Raw genomic sequence first — 24,099 nt, 5'->3', positions numbered from 1 at the left:
AATTCTGATCGCAGCTCTGTTTCGAGGGCAGTGGTCGAGTTTCCTACCATTCATTAAATGGCCAAGGTATGGACTACGAATTTCACTGGAACGTTGTGTTCCAGAACATGCCCCAGCTGCTGAACGGTGCTTTCGTTACCTTGCACGTATCCGTTCTAGCCATGCTTCTGGGCATTGTGATCGCAATACTGTTGGCGATCGCCAAAATGAACAACACAAAGTTCTTCAGCCAGGTTGCCACGGTGTGGGTCGAAATTGCCCGGAATACGCCGGCCCTGTTTCAGATCTACATGGCCTATTTCGGCCTTGGTGCGTTCGGGATTCACCTGAGCCCGTATGTGGCCGTGCTGAGTGCACTGGTCTTCATCAACGCGGGCTACCTCACGGAGACTTTCCGGGGTGGCTTCCAGTCGATTCCCAGCACCCAGTACAGCGCATCCAAGTCCCTGGGTATGACCAGCATCCAGTCGTATCGCTACATCATCCTTCCGCAGATGCTGAGGCGCATCTATCACCCGATGACCAACCAGTTTGTCTGGTCGATTCTGATGAGCTCTCTGGGGATTCTGGTGGGTATGAGTGAACTCTCCGGCACAACTCAGAGACTGCAGTCACTGTCGTTCAGAACGCTGGAGTTCTTCATCGTGGCGGCGGTTATGTACTTCATCATCACCAAGCTGGTGTTGTTCGGGTCATCGCTGCTTGCCCGTCGACTGTTCAAGGGGGAAATCTGATGAATTCCTTATTCACACCCCTTTCCTGGAGCGATAGCGGGCTGATCCTGACCGGTGTCTGGAACACCGTCATCATCTCTGTTGTGGCCATCGTCGTGGGTACCCTGTTGGGTCTGGTGGTCGGCTTCATCCGCTCCGAGAGCAACAAGGTGGTCAATGTGGTGTTCGGGGGCGTTCTGGACGTGCTCCGGAGTGTGCCGCTGATCATCCAGCTGATTCTGTTCTCAACCTTCGTTGGCGCAATGGGCAACCCCCTGGCGCCGTTTGTTGCGGGCTCCATTGTGCTGTCGCTTTATACCATGGCGTTTATGGCCGAAGTGTTCCGCGGTGGCTTCGAGAGTGTCAGCCCCTCAATGCAGACAGCGGCGCGCTCACTGGGCATGACCAAGTGGCAAACCATCTACCACATCCGGTTGCCCATCGGCCTGCGCGCGGTGTTCCCGTCCTGGCTGGGTGTTTCGCTCAGCGTTATCAAGGACTCGGCGCTGGTGTCGGTGATCGGTTACATGGAATTGCTGCGCACGTCGGAACAACTTATTTCAAGAACCCAGCAACCGCTCGAGATTCTCATAGGTGTTGGTATCTTCTACTTCATTATTTCGTACCCGCTTTCCCACTACGGCCGGTACGTTGAGAGGAAAATGGCAATATGATCAGTGTACAGAATGTCCATAAATCCTTCGGTGATCTTGAAGTGCTCAAAGGCGTGAGCCTGGACGTGCAGAAAGGCGAAGTGGTGAGTGTTATCGGGGGCTCCGGTAGCGGCAAGTCGACTCTGCTGTACTGCATCAACGCCATCGAGACCATCAACAGCGGCAAGATTCTGGTTGATGATGTGGATGTGCATGCCAAGTCCACCAACAAGGACAAGCTGCGCCAGAAACTGGGCATGGTGTTTCAGCAGTGGAATTCCTTTCCCCACATGACGGTACTGGAGAATGCGGCGCTGGCCCCCAGAATCGTCAAGAAAATGAGCAAAGAAGAAGCGATCGAGATTGCCAAAAAGGAACTGGAGCACGTTGGCCTGGGTGACAAGCTGGATGTGTACCCGACCAAGATGTCCGGTGGTCAGCAGCAGCGTCTGGCCATTGCCCGTGCCCTGGCCATGAAGCCCGACTACATGCTGCTGGATGAGGTAACCTCTGCGCTCGATCCGGAGCTGGTGGGCGAGGTTCTCGATACCCTTCGCCTGTTGGCGGAAGAGGGCATGACCATGATCTGCGTAACCCATGAAATGGGCTTTGCGCGGGATGTGTCCGACCGGGTGGCCTACTTCCATCAGGGCGTGATTGCGGAGATTGGTGAAGCCAGGCAGGTGATTACCGATCCGCAAAACCCGCTCACTCAGAAGTTCCTCTCGAAGGTGCGCTAAAAAGTCGCCACAGAGGTGGTGCTGGTTGGGGGAGTTTTTGGACCCGCTTCCCCAGCCATTTTTACGTGTCAGTTCCGGTTTTTCAGAACCTCATAAATTTGCGATATCGCGTCGTCCTGCCCCTCCTTTTCCATCATATCCTCGAGTAATTCCAACACCCGTTTCTCATCGTTACTGCGGAGTCCTGGCCAGTAAACATAAGGCACCAGATCCGGATTGCGGATAAAGAACAGCGCGGTTTCTTCCGGCGCGTTCGCAATGTCGCCCCGCAGGCCCAGGGTGAAATGGCGGCCCTCATGGCCCTGCAGTGTTACCAGAAGTGAGTTGTCCCGTTCAATGAACCGGCTTTCCTCAACTGAAATAGGCTCCGCAAGGTCGGGTACTGACGTGATGTAATACTGAAAACCCAGGAATGCCACCAATACAACAAGCAGGGCGGCCAGGGCAGTGGATTTGATCATTGAGTGTCTTCCGTTCGGGGCAAGCGTGCCTCAATCCTTTTTCATCAGGTACTCCGCCACCGCTTGATAAGCGGGCAGCGAGGTTGGGTCTATCTTGCTGTTACTGGCATTGGGAAACGATGCGAAGCGTACCAGAACCATGTTGGCGGTGGGGTCAATGTAAATGGTTTGCCCGTGCACGCCTCGAGCGGCATAAGCGCCATTGGCATTGTGGAAGATCCACCACATGCCACGGTAGCTCCCGCCGGGGAGGGTTTTGTAGCCAGCCTTGGCAAAGGCCTTCTTGTCGCCGCCGGCCTCAATTGCATTCACCACAGATTCAGGAAACAGTTGCTGGTCTTTGTACTGGCCCTTGTTCAGCATCAAGAGGCCAATCCTGCCGAGATCCCTGAGCCCTGCGCTCAGGCCGCCGCCCGCGAACGGCGTACCTTTGGCGTCTATCGTCATGTAGGCGTCCTGTTCAGTGCCCAGAGGTTGCCACAAGCGATCGGAAAGGAGATCCGCCACGCTCTTACCGCTTACCCGGGAGATGATCCAGCCGAGGGCATCGGAATTGACCGTCCGGTAGCCGAACGCATCGCCGTGTTCGCCGTTCTGCTCAACGGTTTGCAGGTACTCGAAATAACCCTCCGGCCCGCTGTAATCGGAAGGCTTTGGCAAGGGGCTGGCGGCGGCAGAGTACTGCCAGATGTCTGCCTCGGGATCGGCGTAGTTTTCGCTGTAATCCAGCGCTGTGGTCATATCCATCACTTGTCGAACCGTCGCAGTGCCGAAGGCACTGTCGCGCAACTCGGGTACAATCGTGGCGACTTTGGACTGGTCATCAAGTTTGCCCTCAGCGACCAGGATTTCTGCCAGCAAGCCGGTGAGGGACTTTGTCATCGACATGGCCGCGTGTTTGCCGGCTTCGTTCAGGCAACCGTTGTAATACTCATACACAATCTTGTCATGATGCAGGATCAGTAGCCCGTCGGTGTAATTGGCAGACAGAGACTCCTGCCAGCCCATGGGAGTGTCGCTACCAATCGGCGTGAATGAAATGCTATTGATGCCATTGTCCGGGGCGTAGGGCAGAGGATCCGGGGCACCTATGCCACGACTAACTTGAGTGGTAGGGAGCAGCTCCCGTATGTGACACACCGTCCAGCGCAGTTTCGGAAAGCTGAAGTAATTGCTTTGCGGTTGCCCGATCAGTTTATCGTCTGACGGTGGAAAACCGGTCATCCATTGCAATGCTCCCGGGTCAGATGCCTCAGCGCTCATCGGAGCTGAAGCCTGGGTAGTGGCCCATGCGCCTGGAATGCTTAACGCGAAGAGCATCAGGGCGTGAACAGGATTGAAGCCGGGCATGTCCATTTACCTCGCAAAATTCGTTACATGGCCCTGGAGAAGACCGAGAACGGCAGGGCCTTCAAGACGTAACTCAGCGGCGTCCATGGCCACCAGGGCACATAGGAGCGGCGCTTTTCTGATTCGATGGCTTTAACCAGGGCCTTCACGCCGGTTTCCAGGTCCACCCTGAAGGGCGCGTTCTTGGTATCCCGGTTGATATCCGTGAGAATGTAGCCGGGCATTATGTTGCTGACGTTGATTGGCTTGCCCTTGGTATCCAGTTGCAGACCTTCTGCCAGGGACGCCACCGCAGCCTTGGTGGCGGCGTAAACGTTCAAGGGCCCGCGGAAACCACGCACCCCGCTCACTGAGGACATCAGCACCAGGTGGCCGCTGTTCTGCTCGCGGAAGATCTCCATGGCCGCCTCGCTCTGGGCAATGGCCGCGATGAAGTTGGTCTCGGCGGTGTGTCTATTCGCCGCGAAGTGTCCACGGCCGATAGGCTGGGAACTGCCAATACCCGCATTCACGACTACCCGATCAAGACTGCCCAGCTCATCCCGGAACGCGCGGAACACTTCGAATACCTGATCGTAATCGCAGACATCGAGACCGCGAACCAGCACCCGGATATTGGGGTTGGCCTGCTGCAATTCCCGTTGTAGCGCCTCCAGCTTGTCGGCCCGCCTTGCGCAGAGCGCCAGGTTGCATCCCTTGGCAGCCCATTCGCGGGCCATACCTTCCCCAAGACCAGTGCTGGCACCGGTAATCAGAATGTTCTTTCGCATCAGTTATCCCCTGGAGTCGTTCGTGTTATTTGCGCTCACAGTACCATGATCGAACGCTCAGGGGATTGACTGAAATGCAGACCTGTACTGACCAATTCTTTCAGTGTGGCCCGTTACTCCACCATGACCGTGATCCTCTCGGAGACCACTGCCGGGTTGTGCGGAACATGCATGTGGTCACCTACGAGAAGCTGTAACGTGTGCTTTCCCGGCGATAGCGTGATCTCGGTTTCGGTTTGCCCGCCGCCGAAGTGCTTGACGTGATCCGTAGCGGGAAGAGGCTGGCTCAAATCCGACGGTATATCGGTATCGATCAGCAGGTGGTGGTGTCCGGTGCCTGCTTTTTCCACACCGGCGGGTGCCACCCCCATGTTCCGCAGGCCAAAGACAACTTTGAACGTTTGGTCAACGGTAGCGCCATCGGTTGGCTGGACAAAATACACACCGGCATTGGCCGGGGCTTCAGATTTCATGCTCTCTGCCAGCGCTGATAAAGGCGCGATCAAAAGAGCTGAAACCAGCGTAATTGCGATCCTGTTCATCTCATTTCCTCCCTGGTGTTTGCCACAGGTCAGTATAGTTGAGGAAATGAAGTTTCGGCGCTCGGATTAGTTCTCCATAGCGGGAATTATGTGGTCTTCAATCAATCGGAACTGGCGGCGCAAAAACGTCGAGCCCGGCGATGGCGGGGTAGGGTCTGATGTCATCACCACGGTCAACTGACGAGCAGGCATCACATAAAGCACCTGTCCGCCATAGCCCCGACCGTAATATCCCATTTCGCCTGCGAGAGGTTGTTGGAACCAGCCGTAGCCATAGGGATCATCAGTATAGGCGGACCTCGCCCGCTCTATCCACGATTCGCGAACCCAGTCCTCCGGAAACAGACGCCGGTCGCCAATACGCCCCTCATTGCGATAAAGCTCGCCTATTTTTACCAGGTCTCGAGGCGAGAGAAGCATATTGTTGCCACCGAAATAGATACCCTGCGGATCGCGGCCCCACGCCGGAATGGTGATGTTCAGCGGTTCGCCCAGCCATTCTCGCGCCAGGGCAAGGGTGCTACGACCGGCGCTTTCCGTGAGCGCGGCGGAGAGCAGGTGGCTGCTGCCGGTGGAGTAAAGCATGCGCCCACCCGGCGCATCCACGAAGGGCCTGGTAAGCACATGATGAACCCAGTTTTCGCTGTTCACCCACGGCCCGTAGTATTGGCCGGACGTGCGCCGAAGACCGGCCTGCAGTGACAGCAAGTGTCCCAGGGTAATACGTTCCACACCCTCGGTGGCAGAAGCCGGCACTCGATCCCCGAGTGTTTCAACAACCGGCTGATCGATCCCCTCGAACACGCCCTTTTCGATGCCGATACCCACCATTGCAGCGAGCACGGTCTTGGAGAGAGACTTGATGTTGGTTAGCGTATCCAGGCCGGTGCCCTTCAGATCCAATGCCAGGACTTCCTGACCCTCATGGACAACAATCAAGGTGTAAAGCCGCTCGAGCTTCGCAGCCTCTCTCGCAACCTGCGTTCGCCAATCCGCCGTCTCTGAATAGCTTGAGAGGGGAATCAGTAGCAGCAGAGCGAAAAGCCAGTTTAAAAAACGTTGCATGGTGTACGGGTCGCCATCGCTTTGTTTTGAGGAAGAAACTTCCAACGTGTGACTAAATCTACGTCAGCGCGTGGCGAGGGGCTCACAGCCTAGTCATAGCTGTGGCGGTTTTCGGCTCCGCTCGAGCCGGACATGGAGAATCGCCTGAACTTCACGCCTTCACGCTCAACGGTCTGCTCCCCAACAACCTTGAATCCTTGATACTTAAAAAACGGACGTGCCTCCAGGCTGGCGTCTGTTGTAAGCTTTGTGACTCCTCTGGCAGCCAGGCGCTGCGATGCTGCCTTGTAAAGCAAGGAGGCGACGCCTCTGCGGGAAAACGAAGGCGCCGTGAACAGAAACTCAATATGGCCTGCGGAGGTGAATGAGATAAAACCCGCAAGAACACCCCGGGATTCAGCGACAAGTGTTTTCACGCCTGAGAGGCGGGAACGCCATTGCTCCAGATCTGGCGATCGTGGTGCCCATGTTGCCAGTTGCTCCGGCGTGTAGCTCTGGGAAGCAATTTGATGCACGGAATCCGTGAACAGAGCGACGATGTCAGCCAGGTCCTGGTCTGCGAAAGGTCTGATATTCATGGTTTGGTCAACGCGCCTCCGCAATCGCTATACGCTTCGTGGCGCAAACATGATGATCGCCATGCCGAGCAAAGCAACGCCGGAGCCCACAAGGTCCCAGGCGGTCGGCCTGATGCCATCAACAGCCCATAGCCAGAGAATGGCCATGAAAATATATACGCCGCCGTAGGCCGCATAAACCCGCCCGGCTGCCGTTGGATGAAGAGACAGCAACCAGGCAAATGCCGCGAGGCTCAGAGCCCCAGGCACCAGTAGCCAGATGCTCTTGCCTTCACGAAGCCACAGATAGGGCAGGTAGCAGCCAACGATTTCAGCCAGGGCGGTGATGAGAAAGAGGCCCACGGTTTTCAGTTCAGGCACCGAGGTCTACCTCCAGTCCTTTTCGCAAAGATTCAAGACTATCTGGCCCTGACTCGAGGCGAGCGGAATCTGCGGAATCACGCTCCCAGGAGGCAGCTGAGCCCATGTGAAGATGCACCTTTACGGCCGCTTTAAATGACTCTTCCATGAGGCCAGCAGGAACCCAAAGCAACTCCATGCCCCTAAGTTGGTTTGGCACAGGGCTACCGCAGACCGAGCAAAAATCACTGCGATACCCTGTCGGCTTCTGGAAAGAAGAGATTTTGTCCTGACCAGACACCCAGCGAAAGTTCTCCTGCTCTACAAACGTTGCCGCATTCGCCGACGAACCTGTTGCCCTACGGCAGAGGGAACAATGGCATTGGTAAAGGTTCGGGACATCGCCTTTGATTTCGAACTTCACGGCGCCACAAAGACATTCGCCTTTCATCGTTAATTCCTTGTCGTACAGATTCCGCAGTTGAGGCAAGCGCTGGGTTAGGCCATCGGCTTGAAACTCGGCAACGCTGCAATGCGATCCAGCCATGCCCGAACTGCAGGGTAGTCCTCCAGCTCAAAACCACCTTCATCTGCGACGTGGGTGTATGCATACAGTGATATGTCTGCGGTGGTGGCATTTTCGCCCGTCAAAAACGGCGTTTGTGCCAGCTGCTGTTCCATCACCCGTAAGGCCTTGTGCCCGCCGGTTTGCTTGGCAGCATACTCATCGGCTTTGTCTGTTGGCAGCCCCAGGTACTTGTTGATAAAGCGCGCTACGGCGATAAACGGCTCATGGCTGTACTGCTCGAAGAATTGCCATTGCAGGACGCGGGCCTGGGCAAGGCCGCCATCTGGATACAAGTCAGAGCCAGACGCCAGGTAGTTGATGATGGCGTTGGATTCTGAAAGCGTCTCGCCGTTATCGAGCTCAAGCAGGGGAATCTTGCCGTTCGGATTCTTGCTCAAAAAGTCATCAGACTTTGTATCGCCGGCCAGAATGTCGACATCAATCCACTGATGGTCAATGTTCAGCAAGTTGCACACCAGCTGTACCTTGTAGCAGTTGCCCGATTTGGTATCGCCGTAGATTTTCATGCAGTTCCCTTTGCCGGATTCAGCCGGTTTAAGTCTTCACCCATTTATCACCTTCTACTTGGCGCGATTTAAGGATATCTCCAACGACATCTAAATCCACCGCCGAACCCGTCGTTCATATTCCCTGAAGTCTTCGCCGAATAAATCCCGGAGGGCACGCTCCTCCGGTTCAATCTGAAACCGGTTCATATAAACGACGAAGAAAATTACGCCAACCAGGGCCCACGCGGACGCCAGGAATACGCCCCAGGCGAGGAGCCACAGCGCGAAGCCGACGTACATGGGATTTCTTGAAAAGCGGTATACGCCTGAGCTGACCAGCTTGGAACTTGCCTCCGGGGTGCGTGGGTCCACGGTTGTTTGCGCGCTCCGAAAGGACATTACCCCTGCCAGAGGAAAAAGAGTGCCCAGTGCAAGCAGGATGGCCGCGAGGGATAGGCGAAGCGCTTCGCTGGTATCAATGCGCGGGCTCCAGTTTGCGATGACCCACATGAGCATCCCGATGATCAGCACCAGAGCAAGGGGTGGGATGCGTTTTTCCAGCATTTGAAGGTTCACAATAAAAAGGACTCTGTTCTAGGATTCACGTGGGTTGCAGCGATTTGCTCTAACTAATCGCGATCAATCAGACGATCGATCATTTTTTGCCAGCCAGGCCCGAAAAGGTGCAGCTGAGTCCTCGAGTTCGATCTGGGTCAACCCCAATTCTTTGGGCCTCACGGGATGGATCTGGCCGTAGAGCTGCTCTGCAATATTGCCGTCTGCAAAGCCAGCCCAATTTGCAGTTTCCTGGGATGCGGCAAACACAATTCGTGGAATACGGGCCCAGTGAGCAGCAGCCAGACACATGGGGCAGGGTTCGCAGCTCGCGTACAGGGTGGCTTCTGGCATATGCGCGTTTCCCAGCATCTTTCCGGCCATCCGTATTGCCGCTACCTCGGCATGGGCGGTAGGGTCGCACTCCTGCTTTGCCCGGTTGCCAGCCCGGGCAACAACACTGCCATTGTGCACCACCAAAGCGCCAAAGGGTGCGCCACCATCGCCGACCGAATCCACGGCCAGCTGAACTGCTTGTTGGAGATAGGCTTTGTCACTGTCTTCGGTCTGGGCGTGGCTCACGTTGGACCTTTCCTCGTTGTTAAGTATTGCTCCCGCCTGGTTAGCGAAGCTGACTGTCCTTGCTACCTCTACGATTGATGCCGCCAGAGTGGGGATGCTCCTTTTCATGGGCCGACTGGCAATCAATGCACAATCGGACGCCGGGAATAGCCTTACGCCGGGCCTCCGGAATCGGAGCACCGCATTCATCGCATTCCTCGGCGCTCTCGCCTTCGGCTAACTGGCTGCGAGCGCGCTGGATTTCATCTTCAACGCTTGCGTCGATCTGTTCCTGAACTGCACCATCACGAGACCATCCGCCTGCCATGGGGCCCTCCGAAGTCTGGCTGACTGAAACTACTCAACGTTAGCATTGTAGCTCGGGTGCTCAAAGGTGGCCGATGACCTATTGGTTGTCGACTCAGGGATTTTCTGTGTATTGGGGCAGGTCGTCTGTGATCTCAAACCATGGCGCCTTGTTTCCCACGTAAACGTGTCGCTCTGGCGTTACGCCCGGGTCTGTATCGAGGGTGCCCATAGGGAACCCAAGCACTTCGGGATGAGCATCGAATTTTGTGTAGAGGCTAGAGCCGCAGTTCAAACAAAAGGCCTTATGCTCACCGGGAGATGACTCATAAAGCTTTATCAGCTCCTCGCTTTGCACCGTGCGCCAGTCTGCTGCATTTACCTTGGCACGGGTTCGAAATGCTGACGCATGAAGCTTGCGGCACATGGTGCAGTGGCAGTTCAGAACATCCGTGAGGGGGCCGTGGATTTCGTATTTGATGCCGCCGCAGAGGCAGCTTCCGGTTTGGTGCATAGGGTCAGCTCCTGTTGCTCCCTTTGTCTTTAAAACTGGCGTCGATCCGTTCCCGAACCATACCATCCCGCGACGTTCAGAGTACCGGACTCATTTTTTATGCAGTGCCTTGTAGCGTTCCTCCAGTTCGGCACGAATGGCCCGTCGCTCCTTACCGTTGGCAAATCGCCTTATCTGATCATCGGTGCTCGGAACCAGTTGCGGCACGGGGACGGCCTTACCGCTATCATCAACAGCCACCATGGTAAAGAAGCAGCTGTTGCTGTGGCGAACCAATTTGTCACGGATATTCTCTGTAACTACCTTGATGCCGATCTCCATGGAGGTGCGGCCGGTGTAGTTCACGCTGGCCAGAAAGGTGACCAGCTCGCCAATCCGGATGGGTTGAAGGAACATCACCTGGTCGACGGAGAGAGTAACGACATAGGTCCCCGCATAACGGCTGGCGCAGGCATAGGCAACCTCATCCAGGTACTTCAAAAGCGTACCGCCGTGCACATTGCCGGAGAAATTGGCTTTGTCCGGCGTCATCAGAACGGTCATGCTCAGGCTTGTTGAATTGTTTTCCATGGTGCTTCTCTGTTGGTTTGCTTTCCAGTATAGGCGCCAGGGTGCCAGCGGTGGCAGTAGTTATTAGTCGGCCTCGAACGTCACCAGATCTACATCTGCTGCCTGGGTGCGCAACGGCACCAATGCCTGATAGGCAGGAGAGTCGTGCCAATCGATGACGGAATCCGCATTGGGAAAGCGGATAACCACGGTATCGGTGTGCCGGTAATGCCCGCTCAGCACCTTTGCCTGTGTACCCCGAAGCACCAACTCTCCGCTCCAAGGCACGAGCGTTTCCGGTACCAGGCTGCGGTATTCTGCCCATTTGTCGGGGTCTTTTACGGTAATGTTGCCGATCACGTAGGCGGTCATTGGCGTTCTCCGGTTTTCATTGGGCTGATGTCCATGAAAAATATAAGTGACTACATGCATTACTTGTTCAGGATGTCTTCGATCCAATTAAGGAATTTGGCCGCACTCCTCGTTTCGAAGCTATCCCTACCCGGAACGTAATAGCACAAATCTGATGTTACCGATTGAGTGTCGAAGTGCTGCAGAACGTTGGCCTTCAACAGCCTTTCGACGAGCGTTGTAGAGCAGAACACCAGCCCGTTGCCTGCCATAGCCTGTTGGATCCCGAAAAGCTCCTGATCAAAGGTTTTGAGTTGAATGTTGGCCCCTTCCAACCCATTTTTCTCCAACCAGGCGGCCAGGGGAGGGGGCGGTAACGCTTTGTTTTTCCACTCCGTGCTGAAAAGTGTAATGGGTTCATTCCCCCTGTAAGGCGAATTCATTCCATAAGCACCAAACACATTGAATGACTCCGATCGAATGACATCAGAATCCTCAGCGACTGAGACGTCACCGAACCGAATCGGGATAACATAGGATTGGCTGTCGACCGATTCGCCGGTGGAAATTTCCACAGAAATATCCGGGTTGGCTTGTTCAAATTCGTGCTGGGAGGGGATGAGCACCATCGCTGCCAGCGATGATGTGGTCGTCACCCTCACCGTATTGCCTGCCTTCATCACCTCTTCCAAGGCGCTGTCGATTTTCCGAAACCCTTCCGAAGTCGCTTTGGCAAGTCGGATACCCGTTCCGGTCAGGGATATCCTTCTTCCCTGCCGATGAAACAGGCTCACATTCAATCGGCTTTCCAGGTTGCCAATGTGATGTGAGATGGCTGTCGGCGTCAGCGAAAGTTCTTCTGCCGCCAACTTGAAGCTTCCCCGGCGGGCAGCCGACTCAAAGGCTTTCAGCGCCTGTAATGACACCTGCAATGTGAGTCTCCCAATCAATCACTGATTCATGGATGTTATAGATGAATTGAATTCATCTGCAAGTGCAATTTTTACGTTTGTGCAAGTCCATCCAGCCTCACAAACTGACTCCTGTCATCAACCCACCAAGGAAATGAACATGAGCACACTATTACACGTTGATTCCAGTGTTAGAGGGACGAACAATCCCAACCCGGATCACGATTCCATATCGAAGAATATCGCACGCCGGTTTATTGATACCTGGCAGGAAAATCGGCCTGAAGATGAATATATCTATCGTGACGTTGGCGTGAATCCACCTGCTTTCATTACCCAGGAATGGATTGGCGCGGTGTTTACCCCTGTGGAAAATAGGACCCCGGCGCAGCAGGAGACACTGGCACTCTCCGATACCCTGATTGCCGAAGTGTCGGCGGCCGACGTTCTCGTGATCTCTTCACCCATGTACAACTACGGTATGCCGGCTCAGCTAAAAGCCTGGTTCGATCAGATCGTTCGCATCGGCAAAACGTTTGATTTCGATCTCGAACGAGGTGACTTCCCGCTGCAGCCTCTGCTCTCAGGCAAGACATTGATCATCGTGACCTCCAGCGGAGAGTTTGGCTTTGAAAAAGGCGGCATCAGGGAAGAGTCTGGCCATCTGGTGCCGCACCTGCGGACACTGAGCAAATACCTCGGAGTAGACACCATCTACGAGATTTCCGCCGAATACCAGGAGTTTGGCGACGAAAGACACCGCGTATCTGTAGCCAACGCCAAAGAGCGAGCCGAGAGACTTGCTTCAGAGCTGAGCCTTTCAGGCCAGGCACTATCGTCAAGAAATGAGGTCACCGATGCGTGACCGAATTGATGAAGAGCGTCTGGCAACCTGTGGCGAAAGTGCCATTGATCTGGCCATTAGCAATGTACAAGCCGGTGGTTTGCCGTTTTCCGCTGTGATCGTCAATCAGAATGGAGACGTTGTCGGCAAGGGGGTAAATCAGGTTGCCGAGCATCTGGATTGCACCGCACACGCCGAAATCCAGGTAATAAGAGATGCTTCAAGGAAGGAACAAAGCGTTTCTTTGAGAGGGGCGACATTGATTGCTTCAGGAGAGCCATGCGCTCTCTGCTACATGGCCATCCGTATGGCCGGTATCAGGAACGTTCGTATCGTTGCGGACAGATATGAGGCGAGAGACAACGGGTTCGATTATCTGTGGACTTACCAGTATTTGAATCCTGCCCTCATCGATGAACTCGACGTAGTGACATTGGTTAACGATAGAAAGTTGTACCCATTCCAGATGGCCAGGATGGGCGTGCGCAATTGAGGGAAGGGGATACTAATGGCGGGGCGGCTCAAACCGGAGCCGCTACGCTGGCCTTTCCAAGTTTGTCTGGATAGAAACGGAGCGCCAACGAAGTTGGATCCTGCAGCAGTCACTCGTTATGCGGACTTGCCCTCAACAATCTGGAGGTTGAAACCCTCCGACTCCTTGGGCGGCTCAAAGTAACCCGTCACCATCCTAAAGACCTCCTCCGTGTCGAACTGTGCTCGTTCGGGTTGTTCTTTCTGCCGCTGTTTCAGCTGTTTTAAACAAACTTCATCGTCTACCAACAAATAGTACGGCTCATGAGGAATACCGTGCTGCGAATAGATATCTTTGAACCAGGCTCTTTGCTTACGGGTGTTGCCGGGAAAATCCAGGACCACGGAGGTACCAGCCAAGAGCACCTGCTCAACGTGTGATTTCAGCACTGGCTTGAGCCGAGATGAGTAACGAATGTAATCATTGAAATCATTGATCTCGCCGGGGAACAAAGCGGCCAGCCACTCATCCTCTGAAATAAGCACGGCTTCCCGTTCACGAGCGATCTTGCCAGACAAAGTGCTTTTGCCAGCTCCCATCTTCCCACAGAAGAATATCAACGTTCCGTACGAATTCATTGTTTAATCCATGGGCATAACGCCGCGCCATGGGGCAAACCGAAGCGAAGCGTAGGTTTGTCCCTAGCAGCGCCTTGTTAGCCATTTGGCCCATCATATTTTTGATCAAATATCATGAATATTCTATTGTTTACTCTCTCGATCCAATCGAGGACATTTATCATGTTCTCATCTAAGCAATCAATTCGTTCTAACCAGAGCCGGTATGACTCATTGCAAAACTTGAGCGTTGGACATATATATCTCGCATCGGCCTCGTGGTAGAACGGATACACGGTAAACGTGGAATCTTCATTCTTTTGAAGGCACCAATCCATAGATTCGTTCCACGAACCATGTATTGATTCTGACATCATTCCGTAAGTGTATTTGTATAGATCCTCGTCCGTGATTTCCTTGAAAATATCGAAGAATGTCTTGCCCTGAAGTTTCCATCGATTTTTCTTTTGCTCTTTGAAATCGTCTTCTGAGAAGCCCTCTAGATCCATCTTCTCCTGCACAGATTTGAGCAGGCGTTTTCCTGCCTTTGTCTCAAAGAAGCGAGAACCTTCTTTGAGTTCACGAAGTATCCTCAATCGATCTTTGTACGAGCACTTTCTGTAATCTTCAATTACATCTGAATCGCTCATTAGCAGATATTCTGCTGTTACCGCAGCTTCGATTAGTGGCCTTTCTAGAATACTTATAATTTCAGCATTATCTTGCTCATAGTAATTTACAATCTCTTTGAGCAGCTTCCATATTCTAGTTAGCAAGCCCAAAATTGGAGCATCTTCTAGGCTGAAACCCGTAGGATTACGATCAACATTCCGAATTCTAGTAATGCAGTCATAAATCTCTGCTACATCCCTAACAAAAGTTCCAGTAAATCTATTTATGTCGTCTAGTGATCGTAAGCTTTTCCCTACGTATTCCTCATCGTATCGGCTTATGATTTTTTCTATTTCATCCATGCGCAGTACTTTTTTGGATGGCTAGCAGTGGTTAGATAGACGTCTTCATTATTGCAAAACGCGACAGCTTCATTATCACGCGTCACGATTATGTCAAATCTAAGCAACCTAAACATAAATCTAGGCAAAAAACAGTGCATTACAAGTCAGCTGTGAAAGGAAATCGTAATATCACCGCGCAATAACGAAGCGGTCATACGAATATGCCTTAGACCAGACTTTTCTCGAACCCCAAAACAAAAAGGCCCGAAGCGTTCACTTCGGGCCTTCTCGTCACTCAGTGCAGTCGATCACCTCAACCGCACTTGCTATCACCGCAGGAGAGGCAGGTCGCACACCCATCCATCACGATCACCGCCTTGGTGCTGCACTTGCCACACATGGTGGCGTTGGCTGGGTAGTCGCTGGCTTTTTCGTCGTTCGTGGCCGTGGTGTGGCTGGCTTCGAACTCGGCTCGCTTTTCGGCGAGGATGCGCTTGGTGGTTTCGCTCATTTCCTCGCTTTCCAGCAGACCAATGGCCTTCAGGTGCTTCTCGATCACGGCGCCGATTTCAGCCACCAGGGACGGCATGAATACGCCGCCTTTCTTGAAGTAGCCACCGTTGGGGTCGTACACGCTGCGCAGCTCTTCCACCAGGAAAGTTACGTCGCCACCCTTGCGGAATACCGCAGAGATGACGCGGGTGAGGGCGATAACCCACTGGAAGTGTTCCATCGACTTGGAGTTGATGAACACTTCGTACGGCTGCCGGCTTTCGTGGTCGGTGCCTTCGTTGAGCAGGATGTCGTTGATGGTGATGTACATCGCGTGCTCGGCCACCGGGGGCTTGATCTTGTAGGTGGTGCCCAGCAGGAAGTCCGGCCGTTCGATGTATTCGTTCATCTGAACGGGTTTGGTTTCCGCATGCACCGGTGCCTGGTGTTCGGCGGCTGCTTCAGGGTCGGCCTTCTTTACGCGGTAGCCGACGATTTTGTTGCTGATTTTAACTGTCATGTTCGTTGTCCTGTGTCGGTTCCCGGATCAGTACTTGCCGTAGGTGCCTTCTTTCAGCGCGTCAAACAGGTTGGCGGCGTTGTGGATTTCGCCGTCGTACTCTACCTGCTCGTTGCCCTTGAGGGTTACCTTGCTGCCATCGTCCAGGGTGAACTCGTACATTGTGTTCTCGAGGTCTTTTTCCTTAACCAGTACGCCCTGGAAGGCTTCCGGGTTGAAGCGGAAGGTGGTGCAACCCTTCAGGCCCTTGTCGTAGGCGTAGAGGTAAATGTCCTTGAAGTCCTGATAGGCGAAGTCTGTCGGAACGTTCGCGGTCTTGGAAATCGAGGAATCTACCCACTTCTGGGCGGCGGCCTGGATGTCCACGTGCTGCGATGGGGTTACATCGTCGGAAGTGGTGAAGTAGGCCGGCAGCTTCTTGTCCTCGTCTTCGGAGAACGGCATCGCGCCCGGGTTCACCAGGTGGCGGTATGCCAGCAGCTCGAAGGAGAACACATCTACCTTCTCTTTGGTCTTCCGGCCTTCGCGGATGATGTTACGAGCATAGTGGTGCGAGAAGCTCGGCTCGATACCGTTACTGGCGTTGTTGGCCAAAGACAGGCTGATGGTGCCGGTCGGAGCGATGGAGGTGTGGTGCGTAAAGCGGCCACCTTTCTCGGCCAGTTCTTCCACCAGCTTCGGCTCCACGCTGGCAATCTGCTGCATGTACTTGCTGTACTTCGCATGCAGTACGCGACCTTTCACCTTGTCGCCCAGCTTGTAGCCGTCTTTGCTCAGCTGCGGGCACTTGTTCAACATCTTGGCATCAATCTCGAACTCGTCGTCCATGATCGGCGCAACGCCTTTTTCCTCGGCCAGGGCGAGGGACTGGCGCCAGCCTTCAACGGCCATTTCACGCACGACTTCTTCGGTGAACTGCACGGATTCTTCAGAACCATACGGCATGCGCAGCATGGCGAGGGTGGAACCCAGGCCCAGGATGCCCATACCGTGGCGGCGCTTGTAGGTGATTTCGTGGCGCTGCTCGGCCAGCGGCAGGCCGTTGATCTCTACCACGTTGTCCAGCATGCGGGTGAAGATGCCTACTACCTTGCGGTATTTTTCATAGTTGAAGCTGGCCTTGTCGGTGAACGGGTAGTCCACGAATTTGGTCAGGTTCACGGAGCCCAGCAGGCAGCTGCCGTATGGGGGCAGGGGCTGCTCACCGCAGGGGTTGGTGGCGCGGATGTCTTCGCAGAACCAGTTGTTGTTCATCTGGTTGACCTTGTCGATCAGGATGAAACCCGGCTCGGCGTAGTCGTAGGTGCTGGTCATGATGGTGTCCCAGATGAACTGGGCTTTCAGGGTGCGGTAGATACGGCAGGCAACCTTGCCTTCGTCGTTCACCACATAGCCTTCCTGCACCGGGAAATCCCGGTAAACGAACTGGCTGGCATCGCTCAGATCCAGACCTTCGTCTTCCACTTCCTTCTGGGTAACCGGGAAGGAGAGGTGCCAGTCGTCGCCGTTGCGAACGGCTTCGATGAAGTCTTCGGTAATCAGCAGCGACAGGTTGAACTGGCGCAGGCGGCCGTCTTCGCGCTTGGCCTGGATGAAGTCGATCACGTCCGGGTGGTGCACGTCGAACGTGGCCATCTGGGCGCCACGGCGGCCACCGGCAGAGGATACGGTGAAGCACATGCGGTCGAAGATATCCATGAACGACAGCGGGCCGGAGGTGGTTGCACCGGCGCCGGCCACGTACGCGCCTTTCGGGCGCAGGGTGGAGAATTCATAACCGATACCACAGCCTGCCTTGAGGGTAAGGCCGGCTTCGTGGTTCTTTTCCAGGATGTCGTTCATGGAGTCCTGAACGGTGCCGGAAACGGTGCAGTTAATGGTGGAGGTTGCCGGCTTGTGTGCTTCGGCACCGGCATTGGAGGTAATCCGGCCGGCGGGAATGGCGCCGTTCTGCAGGGCCCAGATGAAGTTTTTCATGTGCTGGGTGCGTACGGATTTGTTTTCCACCTCGGCAAGGGCTTTGGCAACACGTTCGTAGGTTGCGTTGATGTCCTTGTCTACGGGCTCGCCGGTCTTGGTCTTCAGCTGGTATTTGCTGTGCCAGATGTCGATCGAGGCTTCCTGCATCGGGATTGTCGTTACCACTGCCTGTGCCTTTGCGTTCATTTCCACCCTCTGTCTTCCGGTATGTCTTCTTTTTATGGCGCCAGTCCTTGTACCAGCGGCGCCATACCCCTTGAGAATCGTCGTTTTGGCCTTGGGCCTGTTTTCTTTTTAACCACTAGATATGGGTTGAATCTGAAATGAGTATAACAGGATATAGTGTTCTGTGAACAAGAACGCAACTATTGATAGGCGCTTCGGAGCAAAGAAAATCAATCGAAACCGGCTTGAATCCGGGAAATTTTTTCTAAAACAGCGGTTTGAGGCTAAAGGTTCAAAACCACTACATGTTGTGGTTTAAAAATTGATCAGGCCTAGAGCATTCCTTCGAATCCGTTAGAAAAGTCACATGAATTGTGACCCCTGCACGTACCCGATATGAACGTGTCGCTACAGTACGGAGGTGGTGTCGAAAACTGCAGTGGCCCACAGGATGTGAAAAAGACCAAAAACAAGGAAATAATAATGAAAGGCCTGAAACCTACCTTGCTAGCGCTCTGCGTTGCGGGTGTTCCACCTGCAGCTGTAGCCGAGATCCAGATGCTGGATGACTCGGCAATGGGCATGATCACCGGCCAGGCCGGTGTGACCATTGAGCTGGAAACCAAACTGAACATTGATCGCTTCATCTATACCGATGAGGGCTCAATGGAAATCAATGATATCTTCGTGGGTGGTACCAACCGGAGTGATTTGTTCCCTGAGCTGGGGGTAAATCTGATGGGTGGAGCAGCTCAGGAAACAGACCTTCTGGACAACGTCCGGATCGAGATCGATATCCTCAGCGATGGCGATGCCATTATCAACGTTCTGCCTCAGGTGTTCGGGGCAGTCGACCTGCGAGTCTCCACCGGTGCCTGGAATCTTACTGGAACTGGCGGCAGTACCACCATTCTGGATAACTTTAATGCAGATATCCTGATGGGCGGCGCCAATATCGAGATCGATGCCGATACGGATGTGATGAACCTGAGAACGGACATCGCGGTTGACGACATGGATTTCGACATGCCGTTTCTGGCCTTGGGTATTCGAGACTTCCGGCTAACAGGGAACACCTACGATCCGGTTCGTAACAAGAACATTCCGGACCTGTTTGCCAAGGTTGATCTTGATATCTACAAACGTACCAATAGTCTGGGTGTTGATAGCCTCGCTATTGATCTGAATTCGTTTAATGCGGATATCACCATTGGCGGCGTTCTGGTGGGTGGGACATCCATAGGCAGCGTGTTTATGGATGATCTTGCGATCACCAATACTCAACTGCTTGTTTACGGCCACTGATTCCGGCTGTGAAACGAAAAAGGGGGCCAGTCTGGCCCCCGTTTTTTCAGCCCAGCAGAAGACTGTCGTCGTCCACTTCCAGTCCGCGCTGTTTCTCAAACAAGCCCAGCAGATCCTTCACTTCCAGGCCTTCGCGGTCTTTGCCTTCGATATCAAACACCACCTGGCCCTGGTGCAGCATCACCGTGCGGCTGCCAACTTCCAGTGCCTGCTTCATGCTGTGGGTCACCATCAGCGCGGTGAGCTTCTGCTCCTCGATGATCTTGGTGGTGAGTTCCAGAACGAATGCCGCGGTTTTCGGATCCAGCGCGGCCGTGTGCTCGTCGAGTAGGAGGATGCTTGAGGGCGTCAGGCTGGCCATCAACAGGCTTACAGCCTGACGCTGGCCGCCGGAAAGCAGGCCCATCTTGTCGCCAAGGCGTTTTTCCAGGCCCAGGTTCAGGGACGAAAGGCTGTCCTTGAACTTTTCCATGTACTGTCTTTTAACGGCGCTTGTGAGGCCCCGGCGCTGACCACGTTTGATGGCCAGGGCGAGGTTTTCCTCGATGGTAAGGCCTTCACAGGTGCCGGCCAGTGGGTCCTGGAATACCCGGGCAACCCGGCCGGCCCGTTTGTGGGTGGGCAGTTTGGTTACGTCCTGGTTGTCCACGATGATCTGGCCACTGTCTACCAGCACTTCGCCAGCCAGGGCGTTCAGAAAGGTGGATTTACCGGCGCCGTTACTGCCAATAACCGTAACAAACTCGCCCTGGTTGACCGTCAGGCTCATGCCTCTGAGCGCGGGGTTTTCCAGGGGGGTTCCTTTGCCGAAGGTGAGTCGGAGGTCGGTTGCACTGATCATTTCGCCTCCTCAGGCCTTGCTTCGGGAAAGTTTGCCGGCAATGGATGAACGCACGCCGGGCAGAACGATGGCCAGGGTGACCAGAACCGCAGTTATCAGGTTCAGATCCTGCGCCTGAAGGCCAAGGAAATCGGCGTTCAGGGCAAAGGCGATGGCCAGCCGGTAGATGATGGCGCCCACCACGCAGGCGATCAGTGCGCGTAACACCGTGGAGGGAGTCACAACTGCTTCACCACCAATCAGGGAGGCTAGGCCAATCACAATAACGCCCACGCCCATGGTGACGTCTGCTGCGCCCTGGCTCTGGGCGAACAGAGCGCCGGCAAGCCCAACCAGGCCATTGGAGACGGCAACACCAAGCACAATCATGGCGCCGGTGGCGATGCCCTGGGCCCGGGCCATTCTGGCGTTGGCGCCGGTGGCTCGCATGGCCAGGCCGGTTTCGGATTTCATGAAACGCCACAGCAGAATAAGCGCTACAAAGACCACAATAACGAACAGGAGCACCGGTACCTGATGGTAGGCCAGATCCAGGTCATACCAAGGCGTCAGCACGGTTTCTTCCGTTAGCAGTGCCACGTTGGGGCGACCCATGATGCGCAGGTTGACCGAATACAGCGCAATCATGGTCAGGATCGAAGCCAGCAGATTCAGAATGTTCAGTTTCACATTCAGCAGGGCCGTTACGGCGCCGGCGGCCATGCCGGCCATAACCGCGCAACCTGTCGCCAGCCACGGATTCCAGCCGTCAATAATAAGCACAGCGGCCACGGCAGCACCGAGCGGGAAGCTGCCATCTACGGTGAGGTCCGGGAAATCAAGCACCCGGAAAGAGAGGTAGATGCCAAAAGCGACGAGGCCATAAATCAGGCCAGTCTCGATGGCACCATAAAGCGCAATGTTACTCAGCATGGTCGGGTATCACCAATGATAAAACGGGCGGCCCCTTGTGAGGGCCGCCCGTGTTGTTCGGGGGATTACTTGGCGCTGTCGATAACCTGCTCGGCGTCACCGATCACGTCATCGGACAGGGTAATACCCATGCGCTCAGCGGCAGCCGGGTTCACGAAAAGGTCCAGCTTCTCCATTGTCTCGACACCCATGTCTCCGGGTTCTTCGCCATTCAATACCCGGGCAACCATCACGCCAGTCTGGCGGCCATGGTCGTAGTAGTCGAAGCCCAGCGCCGCAACAGCGCCGCGCTCAACCGTGGCGGTGTCGGCGGCGAATACCGGGATACCGGCGCGCTCACCCACGGAGATAACCGCTTCAGCAGCACTGATAACTGTGTTGTCAGTGGTCAGGTAGATGGCATCGGCTTTGCCAACCAGGGAGCGGGCGGCGCCCAGAACCTCGGAGGTTTTGGTAGCGGCACCTTTTACCAGTTCAAGGCCGCGGGCGGCGAGGCGCTCTTCCAGCAGTTCCACCAGCGAGACGGCGTTGGCTTCGCCCGGGTTGTAGACGGTGCCAATGCGTTTGGCATCGGGCATTACGCGCTGGAGCATATCCAGGTGTTTGTCGATGGGCAGCATGTCGCTCACACCCGTGATGTTTGCTCCTGGTGCTTCGAGGCTACTCACCAGCTTGGCTCCGAGCGGGTCGGTCACGGCAGAGAAGATGACCGGCGTATTGCGGGCCGCAGCGGCAACGGTCTGGGCGGAGGGTGTGGCAATTGCCACAATCACGTCGGGGCTTGCGCCAACAAATTTGCGGGCAATCTGTGAAGCAATGGCGGAGTTGCCCTGGGCACTTTCGTGCATTACTTCCAGGTTGTCGCCCTCTTTGAATCCGCGCTCGGCAAGTTCGTCTTTAATGCCCTGGTAGACAGCGTCCAGTGCCGGGTGCTCCACAATCTGTGTGATGGCTACAACGCGGGGTTCCTGTGCCTGAACGAGTGTTGCCAGCGCCAGCAGTGTGGCACCGAACAGGGTACGCAGGGTTGTCTTGGCCATATGCCCATCTCCGGGTAGGTTAACTGGTATGTTGCAATTCTGAAGGGGCGCAAGTTTACCACAGGCAGAGGGTTTAAGGGGTAGGGGATGTTGCCGGAAGCAGGGCTATGATCCAGATAGGTGCAGTTGGAAATTATTTTGCTTGTGTCACGTTTTGACGGCTCATACTATGTTGAAATACCCTACGAAAGTCTAATAATAAGTCATCCATAATTCGAACAACGAACTGCAAGGAAGGTCCATGGACACAACAAACAAACTTCCCCTGGATATGGTTTATCACTGGGAGAAGGCCAAGGCGAATTCTGTCTATATGACACAGCCCATCGGGGGCGGTAAAACGGTGGATTACACCTGGGGCCGGGCGGTGGATGAGGCGAGACGCATGGCGTCTTACCTGAAGTCCCTGAACCTCCCCGAAAAAAGCCGCATCGGCCTGATTTCCAAAAACTGCGCCCACTGGATCATGACCGACTGGGCCATCTGGATGGCCGGCCACATTTCCGTTCCGTTGTACCCCACCCTTAACGCCGACACCGTCAATTACATCCTCAACCATGCCGAGTGTGAAGTGGTGTTTGTTGGCAAGCTGGACGACTGGGACATGATGAAACCGGGCGTGCCGGAATCAGTGCGTTGCCTTTCCTTCCCGCTGAGCCCGCCCAATGATTTCGAAACCTGGGACGATATCGTTGCCAAGTATCCGCCCCTGGAAGAAAACGTTCAGCGTGATGCCAATGAACTGGCGACGATCGTTTACACCTCCGGCAGCACGGGCAAACCCAAAGGCGTCATGCTCAGCTTTTACAACATGGCCTATGCGGCAGAGGGTGGTATGGAAGTGCTTGGCGTGGGCTCCGAGGAGCGCATGCTCTCTTACCTGCCGCTGGCTCACGTATTCGAGCGTACCTTTGTTGAGTTGGCATCTTTGTATGCGGGTTTCCACCTTTATTTTGCGGAATCTCTGGATACCTTCGTTCAGGATCTGCAACGAGCCCAGCCAACCTTGTTCCTCTCAGTACCGCGCCTGTGGGTGAAGTTCCAGCACGGTGTGCTGCAGAAGTTGCCCAAGAAGAAGCTGGACCGGCTGATGAAAATTCCAGTGGTCAACAAATTGATCAAGAAGAAGATCCTCAAGGGCCTTGGCCTGGACAAGGTCAAGCTGGCAGGCAGTGGTTCGGCACCGCTGGCAAGCGACGTTCTGGACTGGTACCGCAATCTTGGCCTCGAGCTGCTGGAAGGCTATGGCATGTCTGAGAACTTTGCCTATTCCCATATGAGCAAACCAGGGCGGTCAAGAACGGGTTACGTTGGTGAGTCTGCACCCGGGGTTGAAACCCGTATCAGCCCGGAGGGCGAGATCCAGATCAAGAGCCCGGCCACGATGATGGGTTATTACAAGGACGAGGAGAAAACCCGGGAAGCGTTCACTGAAGACGGCTTCCTGAAGACCGGCGACAAGGGTGAGATTGATGAGATGGGCCGGCTCAAGATTACCGGTCGCATCAAGGAAATCTTCAAGACCAGCAAGGGCAAGTATATTGCGCCTGCGCCCATCGAGAATCGCCTGATGTCCCACGATGCCATCGAAATGGTCTGCGTCTCTGGGGCCAACCAAACCCAGCCTCATGCCCTGGTCATGCTGGGCGAAGAGGCCCGACCGAAAATGGCGGACGAGGCCTTCCGAAATGAGATTGAAGAGAGCTTCAAGAAGCTGATTGCCGATGTGAACAAGACTGTGGATCCCCACGAGCAGTTGGCGTTCATCACCGTGGTCAGCGACGAATGGTCGATCGAGAACAGCTTCCTCACGCCCACGATGAAGCTCAAGCGCAATGTGGTTGAAGACGCCTACCAGGAGAAAGTCGACAAGTGGTATGCGCAGCGTCAGCCGGTCATCTGGCAGTAACGCTTTCGATT

General features: G+C 54.8%; 30 protein-coding genes. 7 read left to right on the top strand and 23 right to left on the bottom strand.

The annotated features are described in order from the left end of the window. Positions 1 to 68 precede the first annotated feature (68 nt). From GJU83_RS15705 to GJU83_RS15695, 3 genes are read left to right on the top strand one after another with little or no spacing between them, the layout of a single operon-like run. Positions 69 to 734 carry an amino acid ABC transporter permease gene (locus tag GJU83_RS15705; protein ID WP_069184657.1) on the top strand — a complete coding sequence of 222 codons (666 nt, stop codon included), beginning with the start codon at positions 69 to 71 and terminating at the stop codon, positions 732 to 734. Then, on the top strand, positions 734 to 1,387 hold the full coding sequence (locus GJU83_RS15700; RefSeq protein ID WP_069184658.1) for an amino acid ABC transporter permease: 654 nt from the start codon (positions 734 to 736) through the stop codon (positions 1,385 to 1,387). The genes GJU83_RS15705 and GJU83_RS15700 overlap by 1 nt, the downstream gene beginning before the upstream one ends. Beyond that, positions 1,384 to 2,106: an amino acid ABC transporter ATP-binding protein gene (locus GJU83_RS15695; RefSeq protein ID WP_069184659.1), complete on the top strand. Its 723-nt coding sequence runs from the start codon at positions 1,384 to 1,386 to the stop codon at positions 2,104 to 2,106. Before GJU83_RS15700 ends, GJU83_RS15695 begins: the two co-directional genes overlap by 4 nt. A gap of 68 nt (positions 2,107 to 2,174) precedes the next feature. Here the strand turns inward: GJU83_RS15695 and GJU83_RS15690 are convergent, their stop codons facing one another. The 16 genes from GJU83_RS15690 to GJU83_RS15615 form a co-directional block, all read right to left on the bottom strand. Further along, on the bottom strand, positions 2,175 to 2,567 hold the full coding sequence (locus tag GJU83_RS15690) for a hypothetical protein (protein WP_069184660.1): 393 nt from the start codon (positions 2,565 to 2,567) through the stop codon (positions 2,175 to 2,177). Between the two features lie 30 nt (positions 2,568 to 2,597). Then, positions 2,598 to 3,917, bottom strand: a complete 1,320-nt coding sequence (locus tag GJU83_RS15685) for a serine hydrolase domain-containing protein (RefSeq protein ID WP_083231858.1) — start codon at positions 3,915 to 3,917, stop codon at positions 2,598 to 2,600. Positions 3,918 to 3,940: 23 nt separating this feature from the next. After that, positions 3,941 to 4,687: an SDR family oxidoreductase gene (locus GJU83_RS15680; protein ID WP_069184661.1), complete on the bottom strand. Its 747-nt coding sequence runs from the start codon at positions 4,685 to 4,687 to the stop codon at positions 3,941 to 3,943. Between the two features lie 113 nt (positions 4,688 to 4,800). Continuing rightward, positions 4,801 to 5,220, bottom strand: coding sequence for a DUF4399 domain-containing protein (locus tag GJU83_RS15675; protein ID WP_370686087.1), 420 nt, complete (start codon positions 5,218 to 5,220; stop codon positions 4,801 to 4,803). 75 nt (positions 5,221 to 5,295) lie between these two features. Further along, positions 5,296 to 6,294, bottom strand: coding sequence for a serine hydrolase domain-containing protein (locus GJU83_RS15670; RefSeq protein ID WP_153634659.1), 999 nt, complete (start codon positions 6,292 to 6,294; stop codon positions 5,296 to 5,298). Between the two features lie 89 nt (positions 6,295 to 6,383). After that, positions 6,384 to 6,872 (bottom strand): GNAT family N-acetyltransferase, encoded by a 489-nt coding sequence (locus GJU83_RS15665; protein WP_069184664.1) that lies wholly within the window; start codon positions 6,870 to 6,872, stop codon positions 6,384 to 6,386. 27 nt (positions 6,873 to 6,899) lie between these two features. After that, on the bottom strand, positions 6,900 to 7,232 hold the full coding sequence (locus GJU83_RS15660; RefSeq protein ID WP_069184665.1) for a YnfA family protein: 333 nt from the start codon (positions 7,230 to 7,232) through the stop codon (positions 6,900 to 6,902). Beyond that, complete coding sequence (locus GJU83_RS19220) at positions 7,225 to 7,662, bottom strand: GFA family protein (RefSeq protein WP_069184666.1); 438 nt, start codon at positions 7,660 to 7,662, stop codon at positions 7,225 to 7,227. The genes GJU83_RS15660 and GJU83_RS19220 overlap by 8 nt, the downstream gene beginning before the upstream one ends. Before the next feature lie 47 nt (positions 7,663 to 7,709). Further along, positions 7,710 to 8,306 carry a glutathione S-transferase family protein gene (locus GJU83_RS15650; RefSeq protein ID WP_069184667.1) on the bottom strand — a complete coding sequence of 199 codons (597 nt, stop codon included), beginning with the start codon at positions 8,304 to 8,306 and terminating at the stop codon, positions 7,710 to 7,712. 90 nt (positions 8,307 to 8,396) lie between these two features. Continuing rightward, positions 8,397 to 8,864, bottom strand: coding sequence for a methyltransferase family protein (locus tag GJU83_RS15645; RefSeq protein ID WP_306344443.1), 468 nt, complete (start codon positions 8,862 to 8,864; stop codon positions 8,397 to 8,399). Between the two features lie 63 nt (positions 8,865 to 8,927). Further along, complete coding sequence (locus GJU83_RS15640; RefSeq protein ID WP_167516406.1) at positions 8,928 to 9,425, bottom strand: nucleoside deaminase; 498 nt, start codon at positions 9,423 to 9,425, stop codon at positions 8,928 to 8,930. Positions 9,426 to 9,465: 40 nt separating this feature from the next. Beyond that, positions 9,466 to 9,732 (bottom strand): DksA/TraR family C4-type zinc finger protein, encoded by a 267-nt coding sequence (locus tag GJU83_RS15635; protein ID WP_069184669.1) that lies wholly within the window; start codon positions 9,730 to 9,732, stop codon positions 9,466 to 9,468. Between the two features lie 93 nt (positions 9,733 to 9,825). Then, positions 9,826 to 10,224, bottom strand: a complete 399-nt coding sequence (locus tag GJU83_RS15630) for a GFA family protein (protein ID WP_069184670.1) — start codon at positions 10,222 to 10,224, stop codon at positions 9,826 to 9,828. Between the two features lie 90 nt (positions 10,225 to 10,314). Beyond that, on the bottom strand, positions 10,315 to 10,794 hold the full coding sequence (locus tag GJU83_RS15625) for an acyl-CoA thioesterase (RefSeq protein ID WP_069184671.1): 480 nt from the start codon (positions 10,792 to 10,794) through the stop codon (positions 10,315 to 10,317). A gap of 63 nt (positions 10,795 to 10,857) precedes the next feature. Then, a complete protein-coding gene (locus GJU83_RS15620; RefSeq protein WP_069184672.1) occupies positions 10,858 to 11,145 on the bottom strand; it encodes a DUF1330 domain-containing protein in 288 nt (95 codons plus the stop codon). Positions 11,146 to 11,204: 59 nt separating this feature from the next. Then, positions 11,205 to 12,050: a LysR family transcriptional regulator gene (locus tag GJU83_RS15615; protein WP_228715202.1), complete on the bottom strand. Its 846-nt coding sequence runs from the start codon at positions 12,048 to 12,050 to the stop codon at positions 11,205 to 11,207. A gap of 145 nt (positions 12,051 to 12,195) precedes the next feature. Here GJU83_RS15615 and GJU83_RS15610 point away from each other — a divergent pair, with 145 nt between their 5' ends. Further along, complete coding sequence (locus tag GJU83_RS15610; protein ID WP_069184674.1) at positions 12,196 to 12,900, top strand: FMN-dependent NADH-azoreductase; 705 nt, start codon at positions 12,196 to 12,198, stop codon at positions 12,898 to 12,900. After that, complete coding sequence (locus GJU83_RS15605) at positions 12,893 to 13,372, top strand: nucleoside deaminase (protein ID WP_153634657.1); 480 nt, start codon at positions 12,893 to 12,895, stop codon at positions 13,370 to 13,372. Before GJU83_RS15610 ends, GJU83_RS15605 begins: the two co-directional genes overlap by 8 nt. A 116-nt stretch (positions 13,373 to 13,488) precedes the next feature. Here the strand turns inward: GJU83_RS15605 and GJU83_RS15600 are convergent, their stop codons facing one another. The 4 genes from GJU83_RS15600 to GJU83_RS15585 all read right to left on the bottom strand — a co-directional run bounded on the left by GJU83_RS15600 (position 13,489) and on the right by GJU83_RS15585 (position 18,102). Beyond that, a complete protein-coding gene (locus GJU83_RS15600; protein ID WP_069184947.1) occupies positions 13,489 to 13,989 on the bottom strand; it encodes a P-loop nucleotide/nucleoside kinase family protein in 501 nt (166 codons plus the stop codon). A 77-nt stretch (positions 13,990 to 14,066) separates the two neighbouring features. After that, positions 14,067 to 14,942 carry a DUF5677 domain-containing protein gene (locus tag GJU83_RS15595; protein WP_069184948.1) on the bottom strand — a complete coding sequence of 292 codons (876 nt, stop codon included), beginning with the start codon at positions 14,940 to 14,942 and terminating at the stop codon, positions 14,067 to 14,069. A gap of 295 nt (positions 14,943 to 15,237) precedes the next feature. Continuing rightward, the gene (locus GJU83_RS15590) at positions 15,238 to 15,936 is read right to left on the bottom strand and encodes a TSCPD domain-containing protein (RefSeq protein ID WP_069184949.1); all 699 of its coding nucleotides are present in this window, start codon (positions 15,934 to 15,936) and stop codon (positions 15,238 to 15,240) included. 27 nt (positions 15,937 to 15,963) lie between these two features. Continuing rightward, a complete protein-coding gene (locus tag GJU83_RS15585) occupies positions 15,964 to 18,102 on the bottom strand; it encodes an adenosylcobalamin-dependent ribonucleoside-diphosphate reductase (RefSeq protein WP_069185068.1) in 2,139 nt (712 codons plus the stop codon). Between the two features lie 462 nt (positions 18,103 to 18,564). Here GJU83_RS15585 and GJU83_RS15580 point away from each other — a divergent pair, with 462 nt between their 5' ends. Further along, positions 18,565 to 19,386: a DUF6160 family protein gene (locus GJU83_RS15580; RefSeq protein ID WP_069184950.1), complete on the top strand. Its 822-nt coding sequence runs from the start codon at positions 18,565 to 18,567 to the stop codon at positions 19,384 to 19,386. 46 nt (positions 19,387 to 19,432) lie between these two features. On the opposite strand, the gene GJU83_RS15575 is transcribed toward GJU83_RS15580, so the two are convergent. The 3 genes from GJU83_RS15575 to GJU83_RS15565 all read right to left on the bottom strand — a co-directional run bounded on the left by GJU83_RS15575 (position 19,433) and on the right by GJU83_RS15565 (position 22,179). Beyond that, positions 19,433 to 20,227, bottom strand: a complete 795-nt coding sequence (locus GJU83_RS15575; protein ID WP_069184951.1) for an ABC transporter ATP-binding protein — start codon at positions 20,225 to 20,227, stop codon at positions 19,433 to 19,435. A gap of 9 nt (positions 20,228 to 20,236) precedes the next feature. Beyond that, entirely contained in the window at positions 20,237 to 21,139 is a 903-nt protein-coding gene (locus GJU83_RS15570; RefSeq protein WP_069184952.1) for an ABC transporter permease, read from the bottom strand. A gap of 65 nt (positions 21,140 to 21,204) precedes the next feature. Then, positions 21,205 to 22,179 carry an ABC transporter substrate-binding protein gene (locus GJU83_RS15565; protein ID WP_153634656.1) on the bottom strand — a complete coding sequence of 325 codons (975 nt, stop codon included), beginning with the start codon at positions 22,177 to 22,179 and terminating at the stop codon, positions 21,205 to 21,207. A gap of 241 nt (positions 22,180 to 22,420) precedes the next feature. On the opposite strand from GJU83_RS15565, the gene GJU83_RS15560 reads away from it, so the two are divergent. Beyond that, the gene (locus GJU83_RS15560; protein WP_069184954.1) at positions 22,421 to 24,088 is read left to right on the top strand and encodes an AMP-binding protein; all 1,668 of its coding nucleotides are present in this window, start codon (positions 22,421 to 22,423) and stop codon (positions 24,086 to 24,088) included. Positions 24,089 to 24,099 lie beyond the last annotated feature (11 nt).

The organism is Marinobacter salsuginis, assembly GCF_009617755.1.
GTDB lineage: Bacteria > Pseudomonadota > Gammaproteobacteria > Pseudomonadales > Oleiphilaceae > Marinobacter > Marinobacter salsuginis.
The sequence above is the reverse complement of the archived record's forward strand: the minus strand, read 5'-3'. Positions and strand labels throughout refer to the sequence as shown.

What these genes read in the sequence shown, in the direction of transcription:
- GJU83_RS15705 (WP_069184657.1), top strand. Translation starts at nt 69, where the DNA reads ATGGACTACGAATTTCACTGGAACGTTGTGTTCCAGAACATGCCCCAG.
- GJU83_RS15700 (WP_069184658.1), top strand. Translation starts at nt 734, where the DNA reads ATGAATTCCTTATTCACACCCCTTTCCTGGAGCGATAGCGGGCTGATC.
- GJU83_RS15695 (WP_069184659.1), top strand. Translation starts at nt 1,384, where the DNA reads ATGATCAGTGTACAGAATGTCCATAAATCCTTCGGTGATCTTGAAGTG.
- GJU83_RS15690 (WP_069184660.1), bottom strand. Translation starts at nt 2,567, where the DNA reads ATGATCAAATCCACTGCCCTGGCCGCCCTGCTTGTTGTATTGGTGGCA.
- GJU83_RS15685 (WP_083231858.1), bottom strand. Translation starts at nt 3,917, where the DNA reads ATGCCCGGCTTCAATCCTGTTCACGCCCTGATGCTCTTCGCGTTAAGC.
- GJU83_RS15680 (WP_069184661.1), bottom strand. Translation starts at nt 4,687, where the DNA reads ATGCGAAAGAACATTCTGATTACCGGTGCCAGCACTGGTCTTGGGGAA.
- GJU83_RS15670 (WP_153634659.1), bottom strand. Translation starts at nt 6,294, where the DNA reads ATGCAACGTTTTTTAAACTGGCTTTTCGCTCTGCTGCTACTGATTCCC.
- GJU83_RS15665 (WP_069184664.1), bottom strand. Translation starts at nt 6,872, where the DNA reads ATGAATATCAGACCTTTCGCAGACCAGGACCTGGCTGACATCGTCGCT.
- GJU83_RS19220 (WP_069184666.1), bottom strand. Translation starts at nt 7,662, where the DNA reads ATGAAAGGCGAATGTCTTTGTGGCGCCGTGAAGTTCGAAATCAAAGGC.
- GJU83_RS15650 (WP_069184667.1), bottom strand. Translation starts at nt 8,306, where the DNA reads ATGAAAATCTACGGCGATACCAAATCGGGCAACTGCTACAAGGTACAG.
- GJU83_RS15635 (WP_069184669.1), bottom strand. Translation starts at nt 9,732, where the DNA reads ATGGCAGGCGGATGGTCTCGTGATGGTGCAGTTCAGGAACAGATCGAC.
- GJU83_RS15630 (WP_069184670.1), bottom strand. Translation starts at nt 10,224, where the DNA reads ATGCACCAAACCGGAAGCTGCCTCTGCGGCGGCATCAAATACGAAATC.
- GJU83_RS15625 (WP_069184671.1), bottom strand. Translation starts at nt 10,794, where the DNA reads ATGGAAAACAATTCAACAAGCCTGAGCATGACCGTTCTGATGACGCCG.
- GJU83_RS15620 (WP_069184672.1), bottom strand. Translation starts at nt 11,145, where the DNA reads ATGACCGCCTACGTGATCGGCAACATTACCGTAAAAGACCCCGACAAA.
- GJU83_RS15610 (WP_069184674.1), top strand. Translation starts at nt 12,196, where the DNA reads ATGAGCACACTATTACACGTTGATTCCAGTGTTAGAGGGACGAACAAT.
- GJU83_RS15605 (WP_153634657.1), top strand. Translation starts at nt 12,893, where the DNA reads ATGCGTGACCGAATTGATGAAGAGCGTCTGGCAACCTGTGGCGAAAGT.
- GJU83_RS15600 (WP_069184947.1), bottom strand. Translation starts at nt 13,989, where the DNA reads ATGAATTCGTACGGAACGTTGATATTCTTCTGTGGGAAGATGGGAGCT.
- GJU83_RS15595 (WP_069184948.1), bottom strand. Translation starts at nt 14,942, where the DNA reads ATGGATGAAATAGAAAAAATCATAAGCCGATACGATGAGGAATACGTA.
- GJU83_RS15590 (WP_069184949.1), bottom strand. Translation starts at nt 15,936, where the DNA reads ATGACAGTTAAAATCAGCAACAAAATCGTCGGCTACCGCGTAAAGAAG.
- GJU83_RS15585 (WP_069185068.1), bottom strand. Translation starts at nt 18,102, where the DNA reads ATGAACGCAAAGGCACAGGCAGTGGTAACGACAATCCCGATGCAGGAA.
- GJU83_RS15580 (WP_069184950.1), top strand. Translation starts at nt 18,565, where the DNA reads ATGAAAGGCCTGAAACCTACCTTGCTAGCGCTCTGCGTTGCGGGTGTT.
- GJU83_RS15575 (WP_069184951.1), bottom strand. Translation starts at nt 20,227, where the DNA reads ATGATCAGTGCAACCGACCTCCGACTCACCTTCGGCAAAGGAACCCCC.
- GJU83_RS15570 (WP_069184952.1), bottom strand. Translation starts at nt 21,139, where the DNA reads ATGCTGAGTAACATTGCGCTTTATGGTGCCATCGAGACTGGCCTGATT.
- GJU83_RS15565 (WP_153634656.1), bottom strand. Translation starts at nt 22,179, where the DNA reads ATGGCCAAGACAACCCTGCGTACCCTGTTCGGTGCCACACTGCTGGCG.
- GJU83_RS15560 (WP_069184954.1), top strand. Translation starts at nt 22,421, where the DNA reads ATGGACACAACAAACAAACTTCCCCTGGATATGGTTTATCACTGGGAG.